The sequence below is a fragment of the Actinomyces viscosus genome, from assembly GCF_900637975.1.
Lineage (GTDB): Bacteria > Actinomycetota > Actinomycetes > Actinomycetales > Actinomycetaceae > Actinomyces > Actinomyces viscosus.
Window position 1 is genome coordinate 1,331,236 of record NZ_LR134477.1, and the last position, 24,647, is coordinate 1,355,882.

Consider the following 24,647-nt stretch of genomic DNA (forward strand, 5'->3'; position numbering starts at 1 on the left):
CATGACAACCATGCCGTCACCGGCGCACGACTCCCCCGCGATACCAGTCGACGCGTCGCAGAGGGAAGGATCCCGGCCCCGCCCCTGGCGCCGTCATATCGTCTGGGACGCCACGGTGTGGTTGCTCTTCCTGGTCATTCCCCTCGTGCAGCTTCTCCTCGGCCCTTTCGCCTGGTGGCAGCGACTACTGGGAATCACCGGAATCACGGGGTTCATCGCCGCCTACGTCTGGGCGTTCTCCACGCCGGACAGTCGCGTGGTGAGAGCGGAGGTCCCTCCGCCCGACCGTCCGATTCGAGTCCTTCTGGGCGAGCTGGCGGTCCTGACGCTCTTCACCATGCTGACACTGCCGGCGCTGGGATGGTGGACCGCCTACTTCTTCCCCTTCTACTGCTCCTTGACCCTGTTCTCCACGACGCTGCGCCAGGGGATCCCGATCGTCATCACCTCGGTTGTCCTCCTCACGGTCGTCTCTCTGAGATGGAACACGCATCCGGAGTCACGCTGGCTGGTACTGGGCGCCGTGTTGTCGGGACTGACCATCATCATCGCCCGGGTCGCGGTGGAGCTCCAGGATCGCAGGACATCCGCCGAGCGCGAGCTGGCCCTCGTCTCCCAGCGCGAGGCGGTGGGACGCGACGTCCACGACATCCTGGGACACTCGCTGACGGTCCTCACTCTTAAGGCCGAGGTGGCCCGACGGCTCATCGAGCATGACCCGGATGCGGCCTCGCGCGAGCTCGACGAGGTCATCACCCTGGCCCGAGGGGCCCTGGCCGACGTGCGATCCACGGTGACGCGCCTGCGGTCCCCGGACCTGGCCAGCCAGGTGGAGGCCACGCGCACCGCCCTGAGCGCCGCGCAGATCGACGTGGAGCTGACCGGCAGCGCCCAGAAGATTCCTGAGCGTCAGCGGGCCCTGCTGGCCTGGGCGCTGCGTGAGGCGACGACGAACATCGTGCGGCACGCTCAGGCCACCAGCGTCTTCGTGCACCTGGAGCCGGGCCTGCTGCAGGTGAGCGACGACGGTATCGGCCTGGCCGGCTCCAGGCCCGGCAACGGTTTGGAAGGCCTGCGCTCCCGCATGGAGCATGAGGGCGGGTCCCTGACCATGACCAGCCCGTCCAGCATTCTCAGCACCCCGCCCGACGCCGTCGACGGCGCCCGTACTGACCGGTCCGGCGTCGGCACCTGTCTGGAGGTGAGGCTGCCGTGAGCCCGATCCGTGTACTCATCGCCGATGACCAGGCCCTCGTGCGCGGCGCGCTGGCGACGCTCCTGGGGCTGGAGAACGATCTGGAGGTGGTGGCTCAGGTGGGGAGGGGCGACGAGGTCCTGGACGCGGTACGCCGGCACTCCGCGGACGTGGCCCTGGTGGACATCGACATGCCGGGGCGCGACGGGCTGGCGGCCACCGCCGAGGTCGTCGCCTCCGGAGCGTCGTGCAGGTGCCTCATCGTGACGACCTTCGGCCGCCCGGGCTACCTCTCACGTGGCATGGAGGCCGGGGCGGCGGGCTTCATCGTCAAGGACACCCCGCCCGAGGAGCTGGCCGAGGCGATCCGCAGGGTTCACGCGGGCCTGCGGGTCATCGACCCCGAGCTCGCTCAGGAGTCCGTGCTGCTCGGGCCGAACCCGCTCACCGAGCGGGAGAAGGAGGCCCTGCGAGCGGCGGCCACGGGCGCCGACGTCCGTGGGATCGCCGCGCGGCTCCACCTGGGTGAGGGGACGGTGCGCAACTACCTGTCCTCGGCGATCGCCAAGACCCACGCCCGCAACCGCACCGAGGCGGCCCGCACCGCCGAGACCAACGGCTGGCTGTAGGCCGGGGTGGGACCCTACAGCCCGAGGTGACGGCGCAGGTCCTCGGGCAGGGCGCCCATGGCGTCGGCGACGTCGTCGCCCGAGGACTGTCCGGCGCGCTGAGCCTGCTGCTGGGCCTGAGGCATGATCCCGTAGCCGGAGGCGTCGGCCTGACCGCCCCCGAGTCCGAAGGAGGAACCGGCCGCCGGCGCAGCGGCCTGCCCGGCCTCGATCTTGGCCTGCTTGGCGGCCGCGGCCTCCTTGGCCTGGCGGGCGGCCTTGGCGGGGTTGCCGCTGCGCCCCTTCTTGCCGCCCTTGCCGCGCTTGGCCTTGGGGGCCTGACGGGCCTTGGAGTGCTTGCCCATGCCGGGCAGCGATCCCATTCCGGGCATGGGGCCGCCCTCGCCGAGTCCGCCCATGCCGCCTCCGGAGGCCATGGCCTCCATCATCTTCTTGGCCTGCTCGAAGCGGTCCACGAGCTCGTTGACGGCCTGGACCGTGGTACCCGATCCCTTGGCGATACGGCTGCGGCGCGAGCCGTTGAGGATGGACAGGTCCTTGCGCTCGGCCGGCGTCATGGAGCACACGATCGCCTCGATGCGGTCGACCTCGCGCTCGTCGAAGTTCTCCAGGGCATCACGCATCTGCCCCATGCCGGGCATCATGCCCAGGAGCTTCTTCATGGAGCCCATCCTGCGGATCTGGCGCAGCTGGCCCAGGAAGTCGTCGAGGGTGAAGGTTCCCTTGGCGAGCTTGGCGGCGGCGTCCTCCGCCTCCTGGCGGTCCAGGGTCCGTTCGGCCTGCTCGATGAGGGTGAGCAGGTCGCCCATGTCCAGGATGCGCGAGGCCATGCGGTCGGCGTGGAAGCGCTCGAAGTCGGTCAGGCCCTCACCGGTGGAGGAGAACAGGACCGGGGCGCCGGTGACGCCGCGCACGGACAGGGCGGCACCGCCGCGGGCGTCGCCGTCGAGCTTGGAGAGGACCACGCCGGTGAAGCCGACGCCGTCGCGGAAGGCGACCGAGGTGTTGACGGCGTCCTGACCGACCATGGCGTCCAGGACGAAGAGGATCTCGTGGGGGGCGACCGCGTCGCGGATGCGGATGGCCTGGTCCATCATCTCGGCGTCGACGCCCAGGCGGCCGGCGGTGTCGACGACGACGACGTCGTAGCCGCTGGTGCGGGCGTGCTCGACGCCGGAGCGGGCCACGGCCACCGGGTCGCCCACGCCGTTGCCGGGCTCGGGCGCCCACACGTGCACCCCGGCGCGCTCGGCGACGACGCTCAGCTGAGTGACGGCGTTGGGGCGCTGGAGGTCGGAGGCGACCAGCAGGACGCGCTTGCCCTGGTCGCGCAGCCAGCGTCCGAGCTTTCCGGCCAGGGTGGTCTTACCGGCGCCCTGAAGGCCGGCGAGCATGATGATCGTGGGGCCGCGGTCGGCCCAGTTGATCTCCCGGGTCTCACCGCCCAGGACCTCGATGAGCTCCTCGTTGACGATCTTGACGACCTGCTGCCCCGGGTTGAGGGCCTGGGAACGGGCGGCGTCGACCGCCTTCTCGCGCACCGCGGAGGTGAAGGCGCGCACCACGGGCAGGGCGACGTCGGCCTCCAGGAGGGCACGGCGGATCTCGGTGACCGTGGCGTTGACGTCGGCCTCGGTCAGACGACCTTTGCCGCGCAGCTGGTTGAAGGAGGCGGTGATCCGATCGGAGAGGTTGCCGAACACAAACTGCCCTTCTGAACGAGATGGGTTGAACGGGGCGCAAGGGCGCCAGGCCTAGGATAGCGGCCACAGCACACCGCCACCCAAGGCGTCTCCGCTGGCGGCGAGACTCCCGTCACTGGCCGCACCGGGAGAAAGCGACGAGCGAGGGAACTGGGAGTCGGAAGCGTGCTCGCTACCTTCTGAGTGGCCAGGCAGGCCGTGGTCACTCTACAAGACTCTACCGGCGGGCGGCGGGCCGATCATCTCATCGACGGCCCGCCGCCCGTCCGCGTCCTTCACAGGGCCGCTTCTCCCGATTCGCCGGTGCGGACCCGGACGACCTCGGCCACGGGCACCACCCAGATCTTGCCGTCACCTATCTCCCCGGTGCGGGCACCGGAGGAGATCGCCTCGACGACGCCGGAGGAGTCCTCATCGGCGCACACGACCTCGAGGCGGAGCTTGGGGATGAGGTCCACGTGGTACTCGGCCCCGCGGTACACCTCAGTGTGGCCCTGCTGACGGCCGGCTCCGTGGGCCTCGACGATCGTGACCCCGTGGACCCCGGCCTCTTCCAGGGCCTCGGTGACGTGGTACAGACGGTGCGGCTGGATGACTGCGGTCACAAGCTTCATCTCAGATCTCCTTGCGTGAGAAGGCCAGTCGGCCTGCGGTCAGGGTCTCGTAGGCCGATTCCGAGTGCTCGGCCTGGTCGGGGCCTGTGGCCTCTTCCTCGGCGCTCAGCCTCCAGCCCACGCAGCGCTGCACCACCAGCCAGCAGATGAGTGTCATCACGGCGGAGAAGACCATGGCCACCAGGGCGACGAGAACCTGAACCACCAGCTGGGCCGGGCCGTGCCCGTAGAGCAGTCCGGACTCCGTGGACAGGAAACCGACCAGGACCGTGCCCGCCAGGCCGCCGACGAGGTGCACACCGACGATATCCAGGGAGTCGTCGTATCCGAAGCGGTACTTCAGGTCCACGCTCAGGGCACAGAGCACACCGACCACCAGCCCCAGGACGATGGCGCCGACGGGGCTGACCGTTCCGGCTGCAGGAGTGATGCCCACCAATCCGGCGACGATCCCGGAGGCCGCCCCCAGGCTGGTGGCGTGTCCGTCGCGCAGGCGCTCGGTGGTCAGCCACCCCAGGACGGCGGCGCAGGCGGCCACCGTCGTGTTGACCCAGGCCAGTCCCGCCAGGCCGTCGGCGGTGAAGGCGGAGCCCGAGTTGAACCCGAACCAGCCGAACCACAGCAGACCCGCACCGATCATGGTCATCGGCAGGTTGTGGGGACGCATGGGCAGCTGTCCGAAACCGCGGCGGCGTCCGATGACCACCGCCAGCAGGAAGCCCGCCACACCGGCGTTGATGTGCACCACTGTGCCGCCCGCGAAGTCGATGGGCTCAGCGATGGAGGAGAACCACCCTTCGGGGGACAGCGCTCCCCCGCCCCACACCATGTGGGCCATCGGGAAGTAGGACAGCGTCACCCACAGGGGCACGAAGGTCATCCACGCCCCGAAACGGGTTCGGTCGGCGATGGCCCCTGAGATGAGAGCGCAGGTGATGATCGCGAAGGTCACCTGGAAGGCCACCGAGATGATCACCGGTACGCCGTGGTCATCAATGATGTACTCGCCTCCTGCTGTCAGATAGGCCCCGTGCAGGCCGAACTGGCTGAAGGGATTGCCCACCAGACCTGCGATGTCCTTTCCCCCGTAGGACATGGACCAGCCCCACAGGATGTAGACCACGCCCACGACGGCCGCGGCCCCGAAGGACATCATGATCATGTTCAGCACGGACTTGGACCGGCTCATGCCTCCGTAGAACAGGGCGAGGGCCGGGACGGTCATGAGCAGCACCATGCAGGCACTGATCAGCATCCAGGCGGTTGCTCCGGTATCAAGGGTCATAGGGACTCCCTTCGTCGTGATGCGGTGGGTTCCGCACGTGAGAAGTTAAGGGCGTCCGCGTTTTGGACAGGATGCTCCGTCGTGACGGACGAGTTTCGCTGTCGGCGGTGGCGTCACAGCCGTGTTGCCAACGGTTCGTCCTGGTTTCGGGAGCGTGTCCGTCTGTCGTAGGGCGTCCGGATAGTGGTCGCTGTCGACCATGCGGATCGTCTGCCCCGTGCCCGCTGCGGTGGGCCGCATCCCTGAGATATGTCATGCGCAAGTGATGACCGATGCACCATGGACCGGGGCGACCATGTGGCGACTCTTGATCCATGAGCACAACAGCTACCCGCACCGCCCCGGTCTCCCCGCCCCAGGCGGCTGGCGCAGCCGCCATCCGGCTGGTGAACCTCCACAGGTCCTTCGGGGACGTCAAGGCCGTCAACGGCATCGACCTGACGATCCGCCCCGGCGAGGTCGTCGCCTTTCTGGGCCCCAACGGCGCCGGCAAGACGACGACGATCGACATGATCCTGGGTCTGAGCCGGCCCACCAGCGGGCAGGTGAGCACCTTCGGCATGACCCCGCGCCAGGCGGTCGACCGCGGCCTGATAGCCGCCGTCATGCAGACCGGCGGGCTCCTGCCGGACATCACCGTGCGCGAGACCGTGGCCCTGACCGCGAGCCTCTTCTCCCACCGGATCGACGTCGAGGAGGCCCTTCAGCGCGCTGGAGCATCGGACTTCGCCTCGCAGGTCGTCAGGAAGTGCTCGGGCGGCCAGCAGCAGCGCCTGCGCTTCGCCATGGCGCTGGTGAGCGACCCGGCCCTGCTCGTCCTCGATGAGCCGACCACCGGGATGGACGTCGAGGGCCGACGCAGCTTCTGGGAGGCCATCCACGCCGACGCCGCGAGCGGGCGCACGGTCCTGTTCGCCACACACTACCTGGAGGAGGCTGACGACTTCGCCGACCGCGTCGTCCTGGTGCGTCACGGCCAGGTGGTCGCCGACGGCACGGCCGCCGAGATCCGCGCCTCCGTCAGCGGCCGCAGTCTTCGGGCCACCCTGAACGTCGAGGCCGAGCGGGTCCGTCGTGCGCTTGAGGCACTGCCGCCCAGCAGCGGGATCAGCGGTCTCGAGATTCTGGGCAGCTCTCTGAGCCTGAACACTCAGGACTCCGACGCCGTCGCCGCACTCCTGCTCGGGCAGCACCTGGCCAAGGACCTGGAGATCACCAGCCGCGGCCTTCAGGACGCCTTCGTCGCCCTGACCAGTGACGAGGCCACCTCCCCGACCTCGGGAGCGTCAGCATGAGCCGCTCCATGCGCGCCAGAAGCACCGTCACCCTTCCGCCCACGCCTCCTACAGGAGCCACCATGTCTTCTCTATCTTCTCCATCTACTCCGTCTTCTCTGTCCCTGCCCTCAGTCAAAAGCTCTTCGCCAGACCGTCTCGATCCCTCCTCCCGCACCACGCCGCCTCTAGGAGGCCTGAGCCTGACCCTCCTGTCGCTGGAGGCTCGCAGGCGCCTGCGCAACCGCCGGTCAATGATCTTCTCCATCCTCCTGCCGGTGGCCTTCTTCCTCATGTTCACCACGACCGACTACTCGGCAACGCCGTACGGCAACGGCAACGTCGTGGCCAACATGATGATCGGCATGGCCCTGTACGGCGCGCTCATGACGACCACTGGTGCCGGTGCGGCCGTGAGCAATGAGCGCGCATCGGGCTGGAGCCGTCAGCTGCGTCTGACTCCTCTGAGACCCATCGCCTACATCGGCGCCAAGGCGATCGTCGGCATGCTCATCAGCGCGATCGCGATCGGTGCGGTCTACGCCTGCGGCCCCTTGCGTCACGCTCACATGCCTGTGAGTACCTGGATCGGCTCAGCGCTCATCGTGTGGCTCGGTTCCCTGGTCTTCGTCGCCTTCGGACTGTTCGTCGGATACCTCCTCCCCTCGGACAACGCCATGCAGATCGTCGGCCCGCTCATGGCCCTGCTCGCATTCCTCGGCGGCATGTTCATTCCCCTGACGCCCGGCTCCGCCATGGACCGGGTCGGAAGCCTCACTCCGATGTACGGGCTTCACAAGCTGGCCCTGTGGCCGATGGGCGCCGAGACCTTCTCCTGGTGGTGGGTGGTCAACGCCCTGGCCTGGCTCGTGATCTTCCTGGGCGGAGCCGCCTGGAGGATGGGCCGCGACACCGCCCGGGTGTGAGCCCATGAGTACCATCCGGGTCATGAGAGCCCGCGTTTCCACCTTTGCCCAGGCGCGCGCCCAGCGCACTCGCATCGTGGCCGCCGGCTGGGGGATCGTGTGGGCCGCCTCCATGATTCCGGTCGTCCAGGCGGGACTGGCCCGGGGAACGACCGGAACAGCAGGAGCGGTCAGTGCCGTCATCTCCTGCGCCTGCCTGTACGCGGCCTGCTCGCTCAGCATGAGACGGGTGCGCCAGGGGCTGACGTGGCCCAGCCGCCTGAGCCTGTCGCTCATCGTCGTCGGTACGCTGACCGCCGCCGGCACGGCCCTGGGCGTAGGCGTCGAGGCCACCCAGCTGGGGGTCCTCCTGACCGTCGCCCTGGCCTTCGCCCTGCCCTGGCAGGCCGCAGTCGTCCCTATCTCGCTCCTGGCCGGCGTGCTCTTCCTCGTCCCCAGGCTGACGACGTCCTGGGCAGCCGGCAACAGCGCCTGGATCGCTGTGCTCGGCGTGGGAGGCGTCTGCGTCTTCGGGCGCTACATCATGGAGCAGCGGCACATGGCCCGCGTTCTGGAGCAGCGCACGCATGAGCTGGAGATCAACGATGAGCGCAACCGCATGGCCCGGGACATGCACGACATCCTCGGCCATTCACTGACGGTCATCGCCCTGAAGACGGAGCTCGCCACCCGGCTCATCGACTCAGCCCCCGACCAGGCTCAGGCGGAGCTGACCGAGGTGCAGTCCCTGGCGCGCTCGGCCCTGGCCGACGTGCGGGCCACCGTCAACGGCTACCGCGAGCTGAGCCTGGCCGGTGAGCTGGCCCGGGCTACGAGCGTCCTGACCTCGGCCGGCATCCGGGCCGACCTGCCACTGACGATCGAGGCCGTCGATCCCGAGCTGCGTGAGCTCTTCGCCTGGGTGGTGCGCGAGGGGGTCACCAACATCGTGCGCCACGCTCACGCCTCGCACTGCCGGGTGAGGCTGACCGCTGACTCCATCGAGGTGGCCGACGACGGCGTCGGGCTCGATCCGCCCGCCACCGGCGACGGTCACGGGCTGGAGGGGCTGCGCCAGCGCTGTCAGGACAACGGCGCCGATCTCACCATCGAGGCGCCTGCCATCGGCAGCGGCACCGTCCTGAGAGTGAGTGCCCGTCGTCTATCCTCTCGTCTGTCACGCGACGAGTGCGACGAGGCGGAATGACTCGACGGCGTGACCCGCTCCGGCGAGCACCGACGTCGCCGGTCCCACGAGCCCTAGAGCAACGGAGATGATCAATGATCCGAGTGATGCTGGCCGATGACCAGGCGATGGTGCGCGGGGCACTGGCGGCGCTGCTCGCCCTGGAGAACGACATCGAGGTCGTCGCTCAGGTCGGCAACGGGGACGAGGTGCTTCCCGTCGCGCGCGAGCACCGGCCCGACGTCGTCCTCATGGACGTGGACATGCCCGGCACCGACGGGCTCACCGCCACCGCCGCGCTCCTGGAGCAGCTGCCGGCCACGCGGGTCCTCATCGTCACGACCTTCGGCCGCCCCGGATTCCTGCGGCGCGCCATCCAGTCGGGGGCCCACGGGTTCGTCGTCAAGGACGCCCCGGCCTCCGACCTGGCCGAGTCGGTGCGTCGGATCCATGCGGGACTGCGCGTCGTGGACCCGGCGCTGGCCGCCGACTCGCTCGTCTTCGGCGACTCCCCCTTGACCGCTCGGGAGACCGAGGTGCTTCAGGCCGCCGCTGACGGCGCCACCGTCGCCGAGGTCGCCAGGCGAGTTCATCTCTCCGAGGGCACCACCCGCAACCACCTGTCCCAGGCCATGGCCAAGACCGATGCGCCCACCCGGGCCGCGGCGGTCCACATCGCCGCGCAGAAGGGCTGGATCATTCAGTAGCTCTGAACGACAGCTCTGAACGACCGGTCATGACCGGTACTGAAAGACTCCGGCCGGTCACGACGCCTCCGGCCGCCCGCGCTCTGGTACGAGGCGGGCGGCCGGAGACGTTGCGCAGTAGTGGGACCGGGCGCCTCAGCCCAGCAGCGCGTCGACGAAACCCTCCGGGTCGAAGGGGGCCAGGTCGTCGGCGCCCTCCCCCAGACCCACGAGCTTGACGGGCACGCCCAGCTCCCTCTGGACGGTGACGACGATGCCGCCCTTGGCGGTACCGTCGAGCTTGGTGAGCACGATGCCGGTGATGCCGACCGCCTCGGAGAAGACCTGGGCCTGGCGCATGCCGTTCTGGCCGGTGGTGGCGTCCAGGACCAGGAGGATCTCGCCGACGGGGGCGATCTTCTCCATGACGCGCTTGATCTTGCCCAGCTCGTCCATGAGCCCGGCCTTGTTCTGCAGGCGCCCCGCGGTGTCGACGACGACGACGTCCGTGCCCTGGTCGGCGGCCTGGCGCGCGGCGTCGTAGGCGACGGAGGCGGGGTCGGCGCCCTCCTTCTCTGAGCGCACGACGTCAACGCCGACGCGCTCGCCCCAGGTGGTCAGCTGCTCGGCGGCCGCGGCGCGGAAGGTGTCGGCCGCGCCCAGGACGACGGTCTTGTCCTGGGCCACCAGGACACGGGCGAGCTTGCCGCAGGTGGTGGTCTTGCCGGTGCCGTTGACGCCCACCATGAGGATCGCGGCCGCAGGCACGCCCTGGGCACCGTCGGCCGGGGTGGGTCGCTCCAGGTTGAGGGAGCGGTCCAGGGTGGGGTCGACGAGCTTGAGCAGCTCGGCGCGCAGGACGGTGCGGACGGCCTCGGGGTCGGAGGTTCCCAGGACCTTGGCCTGGGTGCGCAGCTCGTCCATGAGGGAGGTGGTCACCTCGATGCCGAGGTCGGAGGTGAGCAGGGTGTCCTCGATCTCCTCCCAGTCCTCCTCAGTCAGGTCGCCGCGGGACAGGACGGACAGGACCGCCTTGCCGAAGCCGCCTGCGCCGGCCAGGCGGGCACGCAGGCGCTGCATACGGCCGGGGATGGACTCGGGGGACTCCAGCGTGGCAGCAGGTTCCTCGGCAGCCGCCTCATCCGGGGGCTCCTCCCCCTCCTCGGACGGCAGGAGGTCCTCGACGGACATCGGCTTGTGAGCGCTGACCTCGTCGGGGACCTGTCCCCTCCGCCTGCCCGCGTAGAGCCACAGGCCTCCACCGACGACGATGACCAGAATGATGCCGAGAACGATGAGGATCGGTTCCATGGCCCCATCATGCCCGATAGCGCCCCCGCTGCGGCAGGGCCGTTCGCCTCCGGCCGCCTCCCGCCGGCAGGGCAGCGCGGGGAGGCGCAGGAGTGACGCTCGGTCGTGACAATGAGAAATCCTGCGTCGCACCCATGGGTGCGACGCAGGACGGGAAGGGCAATGCCTTTCAGTAACAATACCCGGAAAGACGGAAGCTGCTCGTATCGGGCCGCCGCAGGAACGGACGGGACATGCTCGGGACGACGATCTCTCAGGGCCGGGATTCTATCCAGAGATCGACACCTCGGGCCCGATGGGTCGTGAAAATAATGAGGGGAATAATTTTCACGAATCAGACCGGTGCGCCTCAGCCCTGAGTCTGCGACAGTCCGCTGGCGGCCGGCTCGTGCACCTGGCCGCGACGCCGGGAGCCGACAGACCCCCGCGTCCTCTCCGTGGCGTCCATCGCCTTCTCGACGACACCCACCAGGCCGCCGAAGCCCTCAGTTCCCACGTACGGCGCAGGTCCCTCGCGCGTCATGAGATCGGTCAGACGGACCTCCTGGGGCACGACCTCGACCTCGACATCCTGCTCCTCCTGGCGCACCTGCTGCGCGTTGCGGACCAGGCCGCGAATACGGGAGGGCCAGGAGCGCACCGGGAAGCGCTCGGCGCAGACCATGCCGAGCACAAGAAGACCGGCAACCAGCACGACAACGAGGGGAAGAATCATGGCACCCATGGCCAGGATTCTGCCTTGTGAAATGCGATCTGACTAGACTTTGTACGCATTTGTCGTCCAATCGACAACAAAACCTGATAGCTTCCTGACACAACAGTGCTCGAATCTGAAAACGAACGTCATACTGTAAGACTGCTATCACACACCCCTCATGATTCACTCAGACATCAGGAGTCACAGCCGTACCGCGGTCGGGCTGGGCCAGCCGCTGTGAGACCGCCTTGGTGATCCCGTCACGCATCGTGATCCCGTAGAGCGCGTCGGCCACCTCCATGGTGCGTTTCTGGTGCGTGATGATGATGAGCTGGCTGGACTGCCGCAGCTCGGTAAAAATCTCCAGCAGCCGGCCCAGGTTCGTGTCGTCCAGGGCCGCCTCCACCTCGTCCATGACGTAGAAGGGCGAGGGGCGCGCCTTGAAGATCGCCACCAGCAGGGCGACGGCCGCCAGCGAGCGCTCCCCGCCCGAGAGCAGCGAGAGCCGCTTGACCTTCTTACCGGCCGGGCGCGCCTCGATCTCGATGCCGGTGGTGAGCATGTCGTCGGGGTCGGTGAGCACCAGGCGCCCCTCCCCGCCGGGGAAGAGCCGGTCGAAGACGGAGGCGAACTGGCGGGCGGTGTCCTCGTAGGCCTGGGAGAAGACCTCCTGGACCCGGGCGTCGATCTCCTCGACGATGCTCAGCAGATCGTCCCGCGAGCGCTTGAGATCGGCCAGCTGCTCAGCCAGGAACTGGTGGCGCTGCTCCAGGGCGGCGTGCTCCTCCAGGGCGAGCGGGTTGACCTTGCCGAGCCGGGCGAGGTCCCGCGAGGCCTTGGCCAGGCGCTTCTCCTGCTCGGAGCGCACGTAGGGGCGACCCGGGTGCCCGTTGCTGGCCGGGGCTCGGTTGCCGGCCTGCTCGCCATCCGGATCCGCTCCGCCGCTGGGGACGGTATCGGGCTCCTCGACGATCTCGGGGACGAGCATGTGCGGCCCGTACTCCTCGACGAGTGGATCCAGCTCGAGGCCGAGCTCGCTCATGGCCCGCTCGGCCAGGGACTCCAGACGCATGCGCTGCTCGGCCCGAGCCACCTCCTCGCGGTGGGCGGCGTCGGTGAGGTTGCCGAGCTCCTTGGTGAGCTGATCGATCTCCTCACGGACCTCGTTGGTGGCGGCCAGGGCCTGGGCGCGCTCGTCCTCGATGGCGGCCCGCTCCTCGGCGGCCTGCTGGACGGAGCTCCTTGCGGTCTCGGCGGCGGCGCGGGCCTGGTCCCGCACGTGGGTGGCCACGGCGAGCTGGGCGCTGCGGCGCTGCTGGGCCCGTTCGGCGGCGGCGCGCTGCTCGCGCTCGCGACGTGCGGCCGCCCGCAGCGAGTCGGCGCGCCCTCGGCTGGAGCGCTCGCGCTCCTCGGCGGTGCGCAGGGACAGCCTGGCGTCGGTCTCGACGGCTCGGGCCTGGCGGGCGGCCTCCGCCGCGGACTCCCGTTCCTGACGGGCCTTGTCCAGAGCCCGCTCGAGGCGCTCTGGCCCCGTGCCCCCGGGCGATCCCGGCCCGTCCGACGCGTCCCTTGCGTCAGACGCCTCCGTCTCCCCCTCGACCTCGGCCAGCGCGGCGGTGGCGGCCGCGAGCTCGGCGGTGCGCTGGACCGACTCGGCCTCGGCCCGTTCCAGGACCCGGCGGGCCCTCCCGGTCTCCTCGGCGGCCGCGTGGGCCGCCGAGGTCAGCCGGGCCATCGCCTCGGCGGCCCGGGCGGCCTCGGCATCGGCCTGACGCAGGGCGGTCAGCGCCTCGCTGAGCTCCTGGCGGGCAGTCTCCTCCCGGAGACGGGCCTGCTCGAGAGCGGCGTCCGCCTCGGACTCGGCCTGCGCCGCAGCGGTGGCCTCGGCGTCGGCCTCCTCATGGGCGGCGGTGAGCTCGAGGACCGAGGAGGCGCCCCGGCCCGCACCGGCCACCCAGCCGGGAGCCAGGACGTCGCCGCTGCGGGTGGCCACGACGGCGTCCGGCAGCCTGGTGCGCACAGCCCGGGCGCTCTCGACGTCCTCCGTCACCCAGCAGGTCTTGAGCAGTCCGGCCAGGACCTGCCCGAGGCGTCCGGACTCCGGCTGCACGACGTGCACGAGCCCGCCGGCCGCCAGCGCGCCGTCAGCCGGGGCCGTCTCGGCCACCTCATCACTGGGGTCGGGTGCTGGGTCCAGCGAGGGGTCGTCGGCCAGGACCAGCCTGACGGCGCCGACGTCCTGGTTGCGGGCGTGCTCCAGCCCGGCCAGGGCGGCCTTAGCGTCAGCGGCCAGCCCCGCCTCGGCGAGTGCTCCCAGGAGGGCGGCGACGGCGTTCTCCCAGCCGCGCTCAACACTGAGGTGCTCCGCCAGCGGCCCGAGGAGGCCGTCGAGGCCGGCCTCCAGCAGCGCGGCCGTGCCGTCCTGGCTGCGCAGGGACATGGCCAGGGTGTCGCGTCTGGCCGTCCAGGTGGCCCGGTCGGAGGCGGCCTCCCGGCGGGCGTCGGTGGCGGTGGAGACGGCCTCTCGGGCCTCGGCCAGACGCCGGGTGGCCTCCTCGTGGGCGGCTGCCGCCCGAGCCGCGGCGTCGGCGGCTGCGCTCACCTCGGCGGAGGTCTCCGACGTCGCCCCCTTCCCTGCGGCTGTTCCAGCGGCTGTCCCTACGCCGTCCTGAGCGCCGTGGCCTCCGCCCTCCCCGGTCTCCTCCGATCCTGTGGCCTCAGCCAGGGCGGTTCGGGCGCGCTCCTCGCGGGCCTCAGCGGCCTGAAGCGCGCTGCGTGCCTGCTCGAGGGCCGCCAGGCTGGCCTCGTGGCGGCTGCGGGCCGAGGCGACGCGCCCGCCGGCGCGGGCGATGGTCTCGCGTCTCTCCGAGACCCGGCGCTGCGCGGCTGAGAGCTCCTGGTCGGCGGCCTTCTCCGCGGTCTCGGCGTCGGCGCGCACCCGGGTGGCGTCGCTGAGCGCGGTGCGGGCGGTCTCGACGGCGTCGGCGAGCTCCGCCTCCTCCTGCCCCGCGGCCTCGGCCCGTCGCTCGAGCTCCTCGGGGTCGGTGCCGTGGCTCGGCGTCGGCGCGGAGGCCAGGAGCCGGATCCGTTCACCGGCCACGTCCGCGAGCGCGCCGAGGGACTGGGAGACTCCGGTGAGCTCCTCCCAGACGCTGCCGGCTCGGGCCAGGCGCTGGGCGGAGGTGGTCTCGACGGCGGCCAGCTCGCTCAGGCGCGCCCGGGCAACGCGCTCGGCCTCCTCGACGGCGCTGCGGCGCCTGGCCAGGGCCTCCTTGTCCTCGTCGCCGGCCTCCAGGAGGGACTGGGCCTGGACGACGTCATCGGCCAGCAGCCGGGCCGTGGCGTCCCGGACCTCGACCTGGATGGTCCGGGCGCGCCGGGCGATGGCGGCCTGCCGGGCCAGGGGGCCGAGCTGGCGGCGCAACTCCTGGGCGAGGTCCGAGACCCGGGCGAGGTCGGCGGCCATGGACTCGAGCTTGCGCAGGGCGCGCTCCTTGCGCTTGCGGTGCTTGAGGACCCCGGCGGCCTCCTCGATGAAGCCTCGGCGGTCGTCGGGGGTGGCGCTCAGGACGGCGTCGAGCTGGCCCTGTCCCACGATGACGTGCATCTGGCGCCCCAGACCCGTGTCACTGAGGAGCTCCTGGACGTCGAGCAGGCGGCAGGGGGTGCCGTTGATCTGGTACTCCGAGCCGCCGCCGCGGAACAGGGTGCGCGAGATGGTGACCTCGGTGTAGTCGATCGGTAGGGCCCCGTCGGTGTTGTCGATGGTCAGGGAGACCTCGGCGCGCCCGAGGGCCGGGCGGGAGCCGGCGCCGGCGAAGATGACGTCGGCCATGGACCCGCCGCGCAGGTTCTTGGCGCCCTGCTCCCCCATGACCCAGGTCAGGGCGTCGACAACGTTGGACTTGCCGGACCCGTTGGGGCCGACCACGGCGGTGATGCCGGGCTCCAGGCGGAGGGTGGTTGACGAGGCGAAGGACTTGAATCCCTTGATCGTCAACGTCTTGAGGTGCACGGGTGCCACCCTAACAGCGAGGGCGGCCCCGGCGACGACAGAAACGACAAAGGGACTTGACATCATCGCGCTGGACAAGCAAACTTTCCATGTCAAGGGAGCTAGACACGAGCCCGCCCCGCCGGCCCCACCCATCTCCCTCACTGGTCCTTCGCCCGACCAGCCCTGGCCATCCTTGCCGCCCCTGTCTCCGAGACCTCAGGAGCCACGATGCTCACACTGTCCAACCTCTCCAAACGCTTTGGGAGCCTGCAGGCCCTCGACAAGCTCTCCCTGTCCCTGGCCGCCGGCGAGATCGTCGGCTTCGTCGGCGCCAACGGGGCCGGCAAGTCCACCACGATGCGCATCGTCATGGGAGTGCTGGCCGCCGACTCGGGCACCGTGACCTGGAAGGGCTCCCCCGTGGACGCCGCGACCCGGCGCGCCATCGGGTACATGCCCGAGGAGCGTGGCCTCTACCCCCGGATGAGGGTGGCCGAGCAGCTGGTCTACCTGGCCCGCCTCCATGGACTGTCCGCCTCGGCGGCCAAGGCGGCCGCGGACATGTGGACCGAGCGCCTGGGCCTCCAGGAGCGGCGCGGCGACGAGGTGCAGAGCCTGTCCCTGGGCAACCAGCAGCGCGTCCAGCTGGCCGCCGCCCTCGTGAGCGACCCCGAGCTGCTCATCCTCGATGAGCCCTTCTCCGGCCTGGACCCGGTGGCCGTGGACGTCATGAGCCAGGTCCTCCTGGAGCGGGCGGCCGCGGGCGTGCCCACGCTCTTCTCCTCCCACCAGCTCGACGTCGTCGAGCGCCTGTGCGACCGCGTGGTCATCATCCGCTCGGGCCGGCTCGTGGCCGACGGGACGATTCCCGAGCTCCAGGCCACCGAAACGCCCCGTTGGCGGGTGGTCGTCGAGCCGCCGGCGGATGCCGCGCCGCTGGAGGCCGGCGCCCTGAGCGCTCCGGACGTGCAGGTCGACGGTGAGGGCCGCCTGACCCTCACCGCTGCGGGCACCGATGAGCAGGAGCTGCTGCGCACCGCCCAGCGCCTGGGAACGGTGCGCGAGCTCGGCCCGGTGCGCCACCGGCTCACCGACATCTTCCGGGAGGTCCTCACGGCTCCCGCCTCCACCGACACAGCCATCGACACAGCCACCACCACGACCAGCACCACGACCGCCACCACGGCCAACGACATGATCGAGCCGACAAGCGACACGAAGGAGGCGCACCGATGAGCGCCCAGACCCGCCCCATCACCCGCCGTCAGGAGATCGCCCTGGTCGCCGGACGCGAGCTGCGGGCGCACCTGATGAAGAAGTCCACCATCATCCTCACCCTGATCCTGCTCGTGGCGGTCATCGGCGGCATCATCGCGACCAGCTTCTACACCTCCGGTCAGAGTCAGGCCTACCGGCTCGGCCTCAAGGGCATCGAGACCTCTCAGGCCGCCGGGCTCGATGGCGTCGTGTCCTCCAACGGGGAGAAGATCGAGGTCGTCGACGTCTCCGAGCAGGAGACGAAGGCCGTTCTGAGCGACGACTCCCCCGAGGGCACGCCGCACGTGGACATGGTTCTCGACGTCTCCGGCGCCGCCCCCACCATCACCGTGGAAGAGAAGACCGACGACGCGGTCGTCTCAGGGGTCACGGCCTTTCTCCAGCAGGCGTCCCTGGGTCAGCAGATCGCGGCGCTGGGCGGCGATCCCAGCCAGGTGGCCTCCCAGCTCAGCGCCGCCAAGCCGGAGGTCACGGTGCTCAACGCCCCCAAGCACGATGCGGCCGACTTCGGCCCGCGCTACGCGATCCTCATGACGATCGACGTGCTGCTGCTGTTCGCCATCATGGGCGGGGGCCAGTTCATCGCCCAGGGCGTGGTGGAGGAGAAGTCGAGCCGGATCGTGGAGATCCTCCTGGCCTGCGTGCGGCCGAGCTCGCTGCTGGCCGGCAAGATCCTGGGGATCGGCATCGCCTCCTTCCTGACCACCGGGGTCGTCGCCGTCGCCGGGGTCGTCACCGCGAAGGCGACCGGTGTCATGCCGGATATCGACCTCGACCTGGATGGCGTGCTGGCGGCGATGCTCGTGTGGCTGCTTGTGGGCTACGCGATCTTCGCGGTGGCCTTCGGGGCCGCCGCCTCGCTGGTGAGCCGGCAGGAGGACGTCAGCTCGGTCACCATGCCCCTGGTCATGCTCTCGATGGTCCCCTACGTCCTGAGCTTCGTCATGGCCACCGGGGAGCCCAACAGCCTGACCTTCCGGGTCCTGGCCTTCCTGCCGCCCTTCGCGCCCTTCATGATGCCGGCGCGCCTGGTGCTCGGGGTCTCCTCCTGGACCGAGCAGGCGATCGCCCTCGGTATCGCGCTCGTCTTCCTGCCGCTGCTGGTGCGTGCGGCGGCCGCGGTCTACACCCGGGCGGTCACCCGCACCGGTGCCCGGGTGCCGCTCAAGGAGCTCCTGGGGCAGGCGCAGCGGGCCTGACCGCGGTCGGTCCTCGCTGTCCTCATCGGTCTCACCGATCCCACGCCGCCTACGACGACGGTGCGCCTCCCGTTGCGGGACGGCGCACCGTCGTCGTGTACAGGCTTATTGCCGAGGGGTCTCGGAACCGGCTCGGACTCAGTCGGCCAGCTCGGGGAACCAGATGGCGATCTCGCGGGCCGCGGAGGCGTCGCTGTCGGAGCCGTGGACGAGGTTGAGGATGGCCGGGGTGCCCCAGTCGCGGCCCAGGTCCCCGCGGATGGTGCCGGGGGCTGCCGTGGTGGGGTCGGTGGGTCCCATGAGGCTGCGCACGCCCTCGACGACGCGCTGGCCCTCGGCCACCGCGGCCACCACGCTGCCGGAGGTCATGTACTCCACGACGCCGGGGTAGAAGGGCTTGTCCACGTGCTCGGCGTAGTGCTCGGCGAGGATCTCCTGGGTGGGGGTCAGGACCTTCAGGGCCGTCAGGGTGTACCCCTTGGCCTCGATGCGGCGCAGGATCTCACCAGTCAGGCGGCGCTCGACGGCGTCGGGCTTGATGAGGATGAGGATGCGGCCGGTCTGGGACGTGCTGGCCATGGGGGCTCCTTGGTGGGTCGGCGGGTGAGGGACCGGATGGACCATAACGGGTCCGGGCCCCTCAATGCCATAACCGCCATGACCGCCATGACCGAGGCCGGCTCAGGCCTGCTCAACCACCGTGATCGCGGCCGGGACATGGTCGCCGACATGATCGCCCACACGTTCACCGGCGGGTTCGCCGGCACGGTCGCGGGCGGCGTCGACGGCGGCCTGGAGGATGAGCGCGGAGGACTGGGCACCGGGGTCGCGGTGCCCGCAGGATCGTTCTCCCAGGAAGGAGGCCCGGCCACGGCGGGCCTGGAGCGGCTCGGTGTCCTGCGCCCCCTTGGCGGCGGCCTGCGCGGCCGCCGTGAGGACACCGACCTCGTCCTCGCCGATCTCCTCGGCCTCCTTGGCGGCGACGGCGGCGGGCCGCCAGGCGTCGGCCATGGTCTTGTCCCCGCTGGTGGCGTGCCCCCTGGCCTCCAGGCCCGAGGTGGCTTCCGCCAGGGCCCGGACCAGGTCCGCCGGCCCCCAGGCGGGGGCGTCGCTGGAACGGGCGGCCTTGAGGAAGGCGGTTCCCAGCAGCGGCCCGCCGGCGCCGCCGACGGTGGCCATGAGGGTGGTGGCGACGACCTTGAGGACTCCACCGGGAGTTGACGGGAGGCTTCCGGACTCCTGGGCGGCGTCCAGCTTGGTGACCACGGCCCTCATGCCGCGGTCCAGGTTGTCTCCGTGGTCGGCGTCTCCGATGGCTCGGTCCAGCTCGGTCAGCTCGGTGCGGTTCTCGGCGATCAGTACGGCGGCGCGACGGGTCCAGTCGAGGGCCCAGGCAGCATCCAAGGACATGGTGTTTCCTTCTCGGGTCTTGGCAGGTGTTGGTTCCAGGCCTGACCGCCATGCACCCGAGGGTGAAGGACGACCATGTGGCTTTGATCGGGCCCTGCGCGGACCCGATGGGTCCCAGCGCATCCCGGGAACGTCCGTGGGACGCGCCGGAGCAGGCCGACGAGGTGCTCACCGCCCACTCGCATTTCCATCCTCTCACGCACCTGATGACCTCGCTCGTTGAGACGGGAAAGTGGTCTGTGACCAGCACGAACGAACCCGCCGACGCACGTGGCGCAGAGGTTTCGACAGGCGTGATACTTGTATGCACAAGCCCGGGGTGAGGCCAGCCGCCCACCCGCCGTCACCGAGACCTAAGACCCCAGGAGAGGAGCCATCGTGGCCCAGGCCAAGTACGACCAGATCTTCCAGACCCTGCGCGGGCGCATCGAGTCCGGGGCGTACGGCTTCCTGGAGCTGCTCCCCTCCGAGAACACCCTGGCCGAGGAGTTCGGTTGCACCCGCAACACGGTGCGCAAGGCGCTGGCCCTGCTCGTGGCCCAGGGCTACGTCCAGACCATGCAGGGTCGGGGGGTGCAGGTGATCTCCCGGCCGCGGGCGACCTCCACCTTCCTGGTCGGGGGGATCGAGTCGCTCCAGGAGGCCGCCGAGCGCAACCGGGTCCCGCTGAGCACCCACATGATCTCCCTGGAGGAGGGGGTGGTCGACGCCGAGATGGCTGAGGCCTCCGGCATGGCCGAGGGGGCCGGGATCATCTCCGTCAAGCGGCTGCGCCTGCTGGACAACGTGCCCCTCATCGTGGACACCAGCTACTTCCTGGCCTCGGTGGTACCGCATCTGACTCAGCAGATCGTCGAGTCCTCGGTCTACGCCTACCTGGAGCAGGTCCTGGGGGTGCGGGTGGCCAGCGCGACCCGTCGGATCACGGTGGAGCGGGCCACCGCCGAGGACCGCGATCTCATCCACCTGGGAGGAATGGACTGCGTCGTCGTCGTCTCCTCGGCGACCTTCGACTCGGCCGGGGTGCTCTTCGAGTACACGCGCTCGCGCCACTCCCCCGTGGACTTCGCCTTCCAGGACACCGCTCACCGGCTGCCCACCGAGCGCTGAGAGGACCGCTCAGGGCGCGCACCCACGAACGAGGCCGGGGCGGCCCCGCGGGAGCACGCCCGCCCGAGCGGCGCCTCTCGGCTACTTGGCGACGGGCTCGCGGTTGCCGAGGCGGACCTTCTTGACCGTGCGCTCCTTCTCGAAGTCGGCCTGCTTGAAGCCGAAGAAGTAGGTGCACAGGAAGGAGACCACCAGCGCCGCCACACCAGCGATCCAGAACCCGGTGAAGGAGGAGTCCACGCCCTCGGGGTTGACGAAGGAGGGGAAGCCGACGAAGGCGCCCGTGAAGCCCCACATGTTGACGTTGAGCAGCCCGGTGAGCAGGCCGCCGACGGCGCCGCCGACCGATGCGGTGATGAAGATGCGGCCGTACTTGAGGTTGAGACCGTACATGGCCGGCTCGGTGACGCCGCAGAAGGCGGAGATGGTGGCGGGGGCGGCCATGCGCTTGATGCGGGCGTCGCGAACCTTGAGCCAGACGGCCAGGGCGCCGCCGCCCTGGGCGATCATGGTGGCCGAGACGATGGCGTTGAGGTGGGAGTATCCGGGGCTGGCGAGCTCGGAGGAGATGATCGGGATGACCGCCCAGTGCAGGCCGAAGATGACCAGGCACTGGTAGAAGCCGCCGATGAGCAGACCCGCGAGCGTGTAGTTGATGTCCAGGACCGCGTTGATGACGGAGGCGATGCCACCGGAGACGAGCATGACGGCGGGCCCGAAGACCAGCAGGATGAGTGCGGAGACCACGAAGATCTCGATGAGCGGCCCGAAGATGGGCCGGATGACGGCCGGCAGGGCCTTCTTGAGCCAGGGCTCGATCTTGGAGGCGAGCCAGGCCCCCACGATGATGGGGAAGATCGAGTAGGCGTAGGCGTTGTTGGCGGGCAGGGAGACGGGGATACCGAAGAAGTCGGCGTTGAAGACGGTGCGTCCCACGGTGATGACGTCGCTGGTGTTCTTAGACATCTCCACCACGGAGGGGTAGCAGAGTACGCCACCGATGATCGCCACGACGATGGGGTCGGCGCCCAGGCGCTTGGCGGCGGTGAAGCCGACGATGATCGGCAGGAAGTAGAACATCGACGAGCTCATGGCGTCGATGAAGTGGTAGGTGTTGGAGGCCTCGGTGACAATCTTGTACTGCATGAGCAGCGCCAGGATCCCCTTGAGGATTCCGGAGGCAGCCAGCATGCCGACCACGGGGATCATCGAGCCGGTGATGACGCCGATGAGGGAGGAGAAGCCGAGCTTGACCCAGCCCCAGAGCGTTGTGGGCCGCTCGACGACCTCGACGTCGGCGGCCTGCTCGCCGCCGCCCACGTTGGGCAGCTGGGCGACGACGGCGTCGTAGACGTCGACGACGTCGGGGCCGATGACGACCTGGTACTGACCGCCGGACTTGACCACGTCGATGACGCCGTCAAGGTCGGCCACCGCCTCGTCGTCGGCCAGGGACTCGTCCTTGAGGTAGAAGCGCACGCGGGTGATGCAGTGCAGGACGGAGCGGACGTTGTCGGGGCCGCCGATGCCGGTGATGATGTCGGCGGCGGTGGCGTCGAAGCCGGTCAATCCGTCGGTGCGCTCGCCGTCGGCCCCGCTACCACTAGCCTCGACGGCGGCCGAGGTGCCGGCGGATCCGGCCTGCGAGTCGTCCTCACCCTTGAGCGTGGCGGTGGCGATGGCGGCGCCCGCGTCCGCGTGCCCGGTGGTGACGGTCAGGTCGGCCAGGTGGGTGATCGTGTTGGTCAGGACCACGATGGCGGTGGTGGCCTTGCCCGCGGCGCGCACGGCCTCAAGGTCCATGGTGCCCAGGGAGTCGCCGGCCTTGACGGTGTCGCCGACCTTGACGCTCAGGTCGAAGGGGGCGCCCTCGAGCTCGACGGTGTCGACGCCGAGGTGGAGCAGGACCTCCAGGCCCGACTCGCTCTTGAAGCCGATGGCGTGACCGGTTCCGGCGACCATGGTGACGGTGGCGTCCACCGGGGAGACGATCGCGCCGTCGTCGGGCTCGACGCCGAGCCCGTCCCCCACTGCCTTGGAGGAGAAGACGGGGTCGGGGACGTCGGCGAGGTCGATGACCATCCCCGTCACCGGGGCGGAGATGGGGACCTCGGGGCCCTGATCTGGTTGCGACATGGAGGGTTCCTTTCGGAGCTTGGGTGGGTGCGACGGGTTCGGGGAGGCCTGCTCGGCAGTCCTCCGGGGCGGACAGGGCGGACAGAAGTACGGAGGCGCAGGGGAAGAGCGTGAACCGGGTCCGGCAGTCACGGCCGGTTCAGGCGAGCAGGGCGATGGCCTCGTAGGGGCGCAGGCGGATGGCGCCTGCCTCGAGGCGGTCGGCAGCGGCGGGCAGCTCGTCGTGGCTGCGGGCGCGGTCATTGCCGTCGTAGTTGCCGATGAGGATGCGGGAGCTCTTGAAGTCCTCGGGGACGGCCACCTCGGTGTCGTGTCCGCGGAAGCTGCACAGGACCAGCAGGCGGCCGTCCTCGTGCTCGCGGGTGTAGGCCAGGACGTCCTCGTGCTCCAGGAGGTAGGGGGCGTAGGCGCCGCGGGAGATGACGGGCAGCTCCTTGCGCAGGGCGATGAGGCGCCGGTAGTAGGGCAGGATCCGCCCCTGGGCCTCCTCGCGCTCGACGTTGACGGTCTGCTGGTTGGTGGGCCGCAGCCAGGGCGTGCCGGTCGTGAACCCGGCGCCGGGGGTCTCGGCGTTCCACTGCATGGGGGTGCGGGCGTTGTCGCGGGCCTTGGAGTGGACGACGGCGAAGGCCTCCTGGGGCTCCATGCCGCCGGCTGTCAGCTCGTTGTAGGCGTTGCGGGCCTCGACGTCGACGTAGTCCTCGATGTCGAGGTAGGCGGGGTCGGTCATGCCGATCTCCTCACCCATGTAGACGTAGGGGGTTCCGCGCAGCAGGTGGATGACGGTGGCGAGCATGGTGGCGGACTCGGCGTGGTAGTGCTCGGGGTCGGCGAAGCGGTCGATGGCGCGGGGCTGGTCGTGGTTGTTCCAGAACAGGGCGTTCCAGCCGCCGCCGGCCTGCATGCCGGTGGCCCACTCGTTGAGGATGCGCTTGAGGGCGGCGAAGTCGTAGGGGATGCGGGTCCACTTGGCGCCGTCGGCGTAGTCGACCTTGAGGTGGTGGAAGCTGAAGACCATGCTCAGCTCGTGGTTGGCCGGGTTGGAGTAGCCGACGCAGGCCTTGACGGTGGTCGAGGACATCTCGCCGACCGTCATCGCCTCGGGGTCCTGACCGAAGCTGGCGGCACTGAGCTCGCGCAGGTAGTCGTGGACTAGGGGGCCGTCGGTGTAGGTGTAGCGGTCGTCGGTGCCGGCGGGCGCGTCCTGAAGCGGCAGGGTCTTGCCGATGACGTTGATGACGTCGAAGCGGAAGTCCTTGACGCCCTTGCCCCGCCAGAAGTTGACGATCCTGGCGGCCTCGGCGCGCACGGCCGGGTTGTGCCAGTTGAGGTCGGCCTGCGTGCGGTCGTACAGGCACAGGTAGTACAGGCCGGTCTCCCCGAAGGGGGCCCAGGCGGGGCCGCCGAACTTGGAGACCCAGTTGGTGGGCAGCGATCCGTCCTCCTTGGGGGGCAGCAGGTAGTAGTAGTCCTGGTAGACGGGGTCGCCTGCCAGGGCCCGCTGGAACCACTCGTGCTCGGTGGAGGTGTGGTTGAGGACCATGTCCAGCATGACGCCGATGCCGTGCTCGTCCAGGGCGGCGACGAGCTCCTCGAAGTCCTCCATGGTCCCCATGGCCGGGTCGATGGCGCAGTAGTCGGAGATGTCGTAGCCGTTGTCCCGGCCCGGAGAGGGGAAGAAGGGGTTGAACCAGACGTGGTCCACGCCCAGGGAGGCGATGTAGTCGACCTTCTCGATGATACCGCGCAGGTCGCCGACGCCGTCACCGGTGGAGTCGCGGAAGGACTTGGGATAGATCTGGTAGACGACGCTGTCCGTCAATGACATGCGGGAGCTCCTGAGGGAAGCGGGATGGAGCCGGAGGAATCAGCCCCCGGCGACTTGTGCACACAAGTATGCGCTTGTATGCACAAGCCCTCCACTTTTATCTTTGTGTTATATAACACACGGAATGCTTGCGTTGGAATTGACGCAAAAAGCCGGTCCGGGAGGCTCGAGCGACGTCGTTCTGCTCGAGCCTCCCGGACCGGT

The 24,647-nt window shown here is 69.8% G+C and carries 19 protein-coding genes; 9 read left to right on the top strand and 10 right to left on the bottom strand.

Going from position 1 to position 24,647, the window contains the following annotated elements; genetic code table 11:
• Position 1: 1 nt before the first annotated feature.
• Both EL340_RS05825 and EL340_RS05830 read left to right on the top strand, forming a co-directional pair.
• Entirely contained in the window at positions 2–1,216 is a 1,215-nt protein-coding gene (locus tag EL340_RS05825; protein WP_232023242.1) for a sensor histidine kinase, read from the top strand.
• Positions 1,213–1,824 carry a response regulator transcription factor gene (locus EL340_RS05830; RefSeq protein ID WP_126413830.1) on the top strand — a complete coding sequence of 204 codons (612 nt, stop codon included), beginning with the start codon at positions 1,213–1,215 and terminating at the stop codon, positions 1,822–1,824. The genes EL340_RS05825 and EL340_RS05830 overlap by 4 nt, the downstream gene beginning before the upstream one ends.
• Positions 1,825–1,838: 14 nt before the next feature.
• Here the strand turns inward: EL340_RS05830 and ffh are convergent, their stop codons facing one another.
• The 3 genes from ffh to EL340_RS05845 all read right to left on the bottom strand — a co-directional run bounded on the left by ffh (position 1,839) and on the right by EL340_RS05845 (position 5,426).
• Entirely contained in the window at positions 1,839–3,527 is a 1,689-nt protein-coding gene (ffh, locus tag EL340_RS05835; RefSeq protein ID WP_126413831.1) for a signal recognition particle protein, read from the bottom strand.
• A 275-nt stretch (positions 3,528–3,802) separates the two neighbouring features.
• Positions 3,803–4,141 carry a P-II family nitrogen regulator gene (locus tag EL340_RS05840; protein ID WP_126413832.1) on the bottom strand — a complete coding sequence of 113 codons (339 nt, stop codon included), beginning with the start codon at positions 4,139–4,141 and terminating at the stop codon, positions 3,803–3,805.
• A gap of 1 nt (position 4,142) precedes the next feature.
• Positions 4,143–5,426 (bottom strand): ammonium transporter, encoded by a 1,284-nt coding sequence (locus tag EL340_RS05845; RefSeq protein WP_126413833.1) that lies wholly within the window; start codon positions 5,424–5,426, stop codon positions 4,143–4,145.
• Between the two features lie 314 nt (positions 5,427–5,740).
• Here EL340_RS05845 and EL340_RS05850 point away from each other — a divergent pair, with 314 nt between their 5' ends.
• The 4 genes from EL340_RS05850 (at position 5,741) to EL340_RS05865 (ending at position 9,498) form a co-directional block, all read left to right on the top strand.
• Positions 5,741–6,721 (top strand): ABC transporter ATP-binding protein, encoded by a 981-nt coding sequence (locus EL340_RS05850; RefSeq protein WP_126413834.1) that lies wholly within the window; start codon positions 5,741–5,743, stop codon positions 6,719–6,721.
• A gap of 176 nt (positions 6,722–6,897) precedes the next feature.
• Positions 6,898–7,626 carry an ABC transporter permease gene (locus EL340_RS05855; RefSeq protein ID WP_309340562.1) on the top strand — a complete coding sequence of 243 codons (729 nt, stop codon included), beginning with the start codon at positions 6,898–6,900 and terminating at the stop codon, positions 7,624–7,626.
• Between the two features lie 22 nt (positions 7,627–7,648).
• On the top strand, positions 7,649–8,812 hold the full coding sequence (locus tag EL340_RS05860) for a sensor histidine kinase (protein WP_232023244.1): 1,164 nt from the start codon (positions 7,649–7,651) through the stop codon (positions 8,810–8,812).
• 74 nt (positions 8,813–8,886) lie between these two features.
• Positions 8,887–9,498, top strand: a complete 612-nt coding sequence (locus tag EL340_RS05865; protein ID WP_126413837.1) for a response regulator transcription factor — start codon at positions 8,887–8,889, stop codon at positions 9,496–9,498.
• 135 nt (positions 9,499–9,633) lie between these two features.
• Here the strand turns inward: EL340_RS05865 and ftsY are convergent, their stop codons facing one another.
• The 3 genes from ftsY to smc form a co-directional block, all read right to left on the bottom strand.
• Positions 9,634–10,788 (bottom strand): signal recognition particle-docking protein FtsY, encoded by a 1,155-nt coding sequence (gene ftsY / locus EL340_RS05870; protein ID WP_126413838.1) that lies wholly within the window; start codon positions 10,786–10,788, stop codon positions 9,634–9,636.
• 349 nt (positions 10,789–11,137) lie between these two features.
• Positions 11,138–11,512 (bottom strand): hypothetical protein, encoded by a 375-nt coding sequence (locus EL340_RS05875; protein ID WP_126413839.1) that lies wholly within the window; start codon positions 11,510–11,512, stop codon positions 11,138–11,140.
• Positions 11,513–11,672: 160 nt separating this feature from the next.
• Positions 11,673–15,500 carry a chromosome segregation protein SMC gene (gene smc, locus EL340_RS05880; protein ID WP_126413840.1) on the bottom strand — a complete coding sequence of 1,276 codons (3,828 nt, stop codon included), beginning with the start codon at positions 15,498–15,500 and terminating at the stop codon, positions 11,673–11,675.
• 210 nt (positions 15,501–15,710) lie between these two features.
• On the opposite strand from smc, the gene EL340_RS05885 reads away from it, so the two are divergent.
• Together EL340_RS05885 and EL340_RS05890 are read left to right on the top strand one after the other, a co-directional pair.
• Positions 15,711–16,718: an ABC transporter ATP-binding protein gene (locus EL340_RS05885; RefSeq protein ID WP_126413841.1), complete on the top strand. Its 1,008-nt coding sequence runs from the start codon at positions 15,711–15,713 to the stop codon at positions 16,716–16,718.
• Positions 16,715–17,959, top strand: coding sequence for an ABC transporter permease (locus tag EL340_RS05890; RefSeq protein ID WP_126413842.1), 1,245 nt, complete (start codon positions 16,715–16,717; stop codon positions 17,957–17,959). The genes EL340_RS05885 and EL340_RS05890 overlap by 4 nt, the downstream gene beginning before the upstream one ends.
• Positions 17,960–18,097: 138 nt before the next feature.
• Here EL340_RS05890 and ndk read toward each other — a convergent pair whose 3' ends face one another.
• Complete coding sequence (gene ndk / locus EL340_RS05895; protein WP_126413843.1) at positions 18,098–18,538, bottom strand: nucleoside-diphosphate kinase; 441 nt, start codon at positions 18,536–18,538, stop codon at positions 18,098–18,100.
• 102 nt (positions 18,539–18,640) lie between these two features.
• Entirely contained in the window at positions 18,641–19,369 is a 729-nt protein-coding gene (dhaL, locus tag EL340_RS05900; protein ID WP_232023245.1) for a dihydroxyacetone kinase subunit DhaL, read from the bottom strand.
• A gap of 378 nt (positions 19,370–19,747) precedes the next feature.
• Between dhaL and EL340_RS05905 the strand changes: the two genes are divergently transcribed.
• Entirely contained in the window at positions 19,748–20,479 is a 732-nt protein-coding gene (locus EL340_RS05905) for a UTRA domain-containing protein (protein WP_126413844.1), read from the top strand.
• An 81-nt stretch (positions 20,480–20,560) separates the two neighbouring features.
• On the opposite strand, the gene EL340_RS05910 is transcribed toward EL340_RS05905, so the two are convergent.
• Positions 20,561–22,615: a PTS sugar transporter subunit IIABC gene (locus tag EL340_RS05910; protein ID WP_126413845.1), complete on the bottom strand. Its 2,055-nt coding sequence runs from the start codon at positions 22,613–22,615 to the stop codon at positions 20,561–20,563.
• A 139-nt stretch (positions 22,616–22,754) separates the two neighbouring features.
• Positions 22,755–24,443 (bottom strand): alpha,alpha-phosphotrehalase, encoded by a 1,689-nt coding sequence (locus EL340_RS05915; RefSeq protein WP_126413846.1) that lies wholly within the window; start codon positions 24,441–24,443, stop codon positions 22,755–22,757.
• Positions 24,444–24,647: the final 204 nt, after the last annotated feature.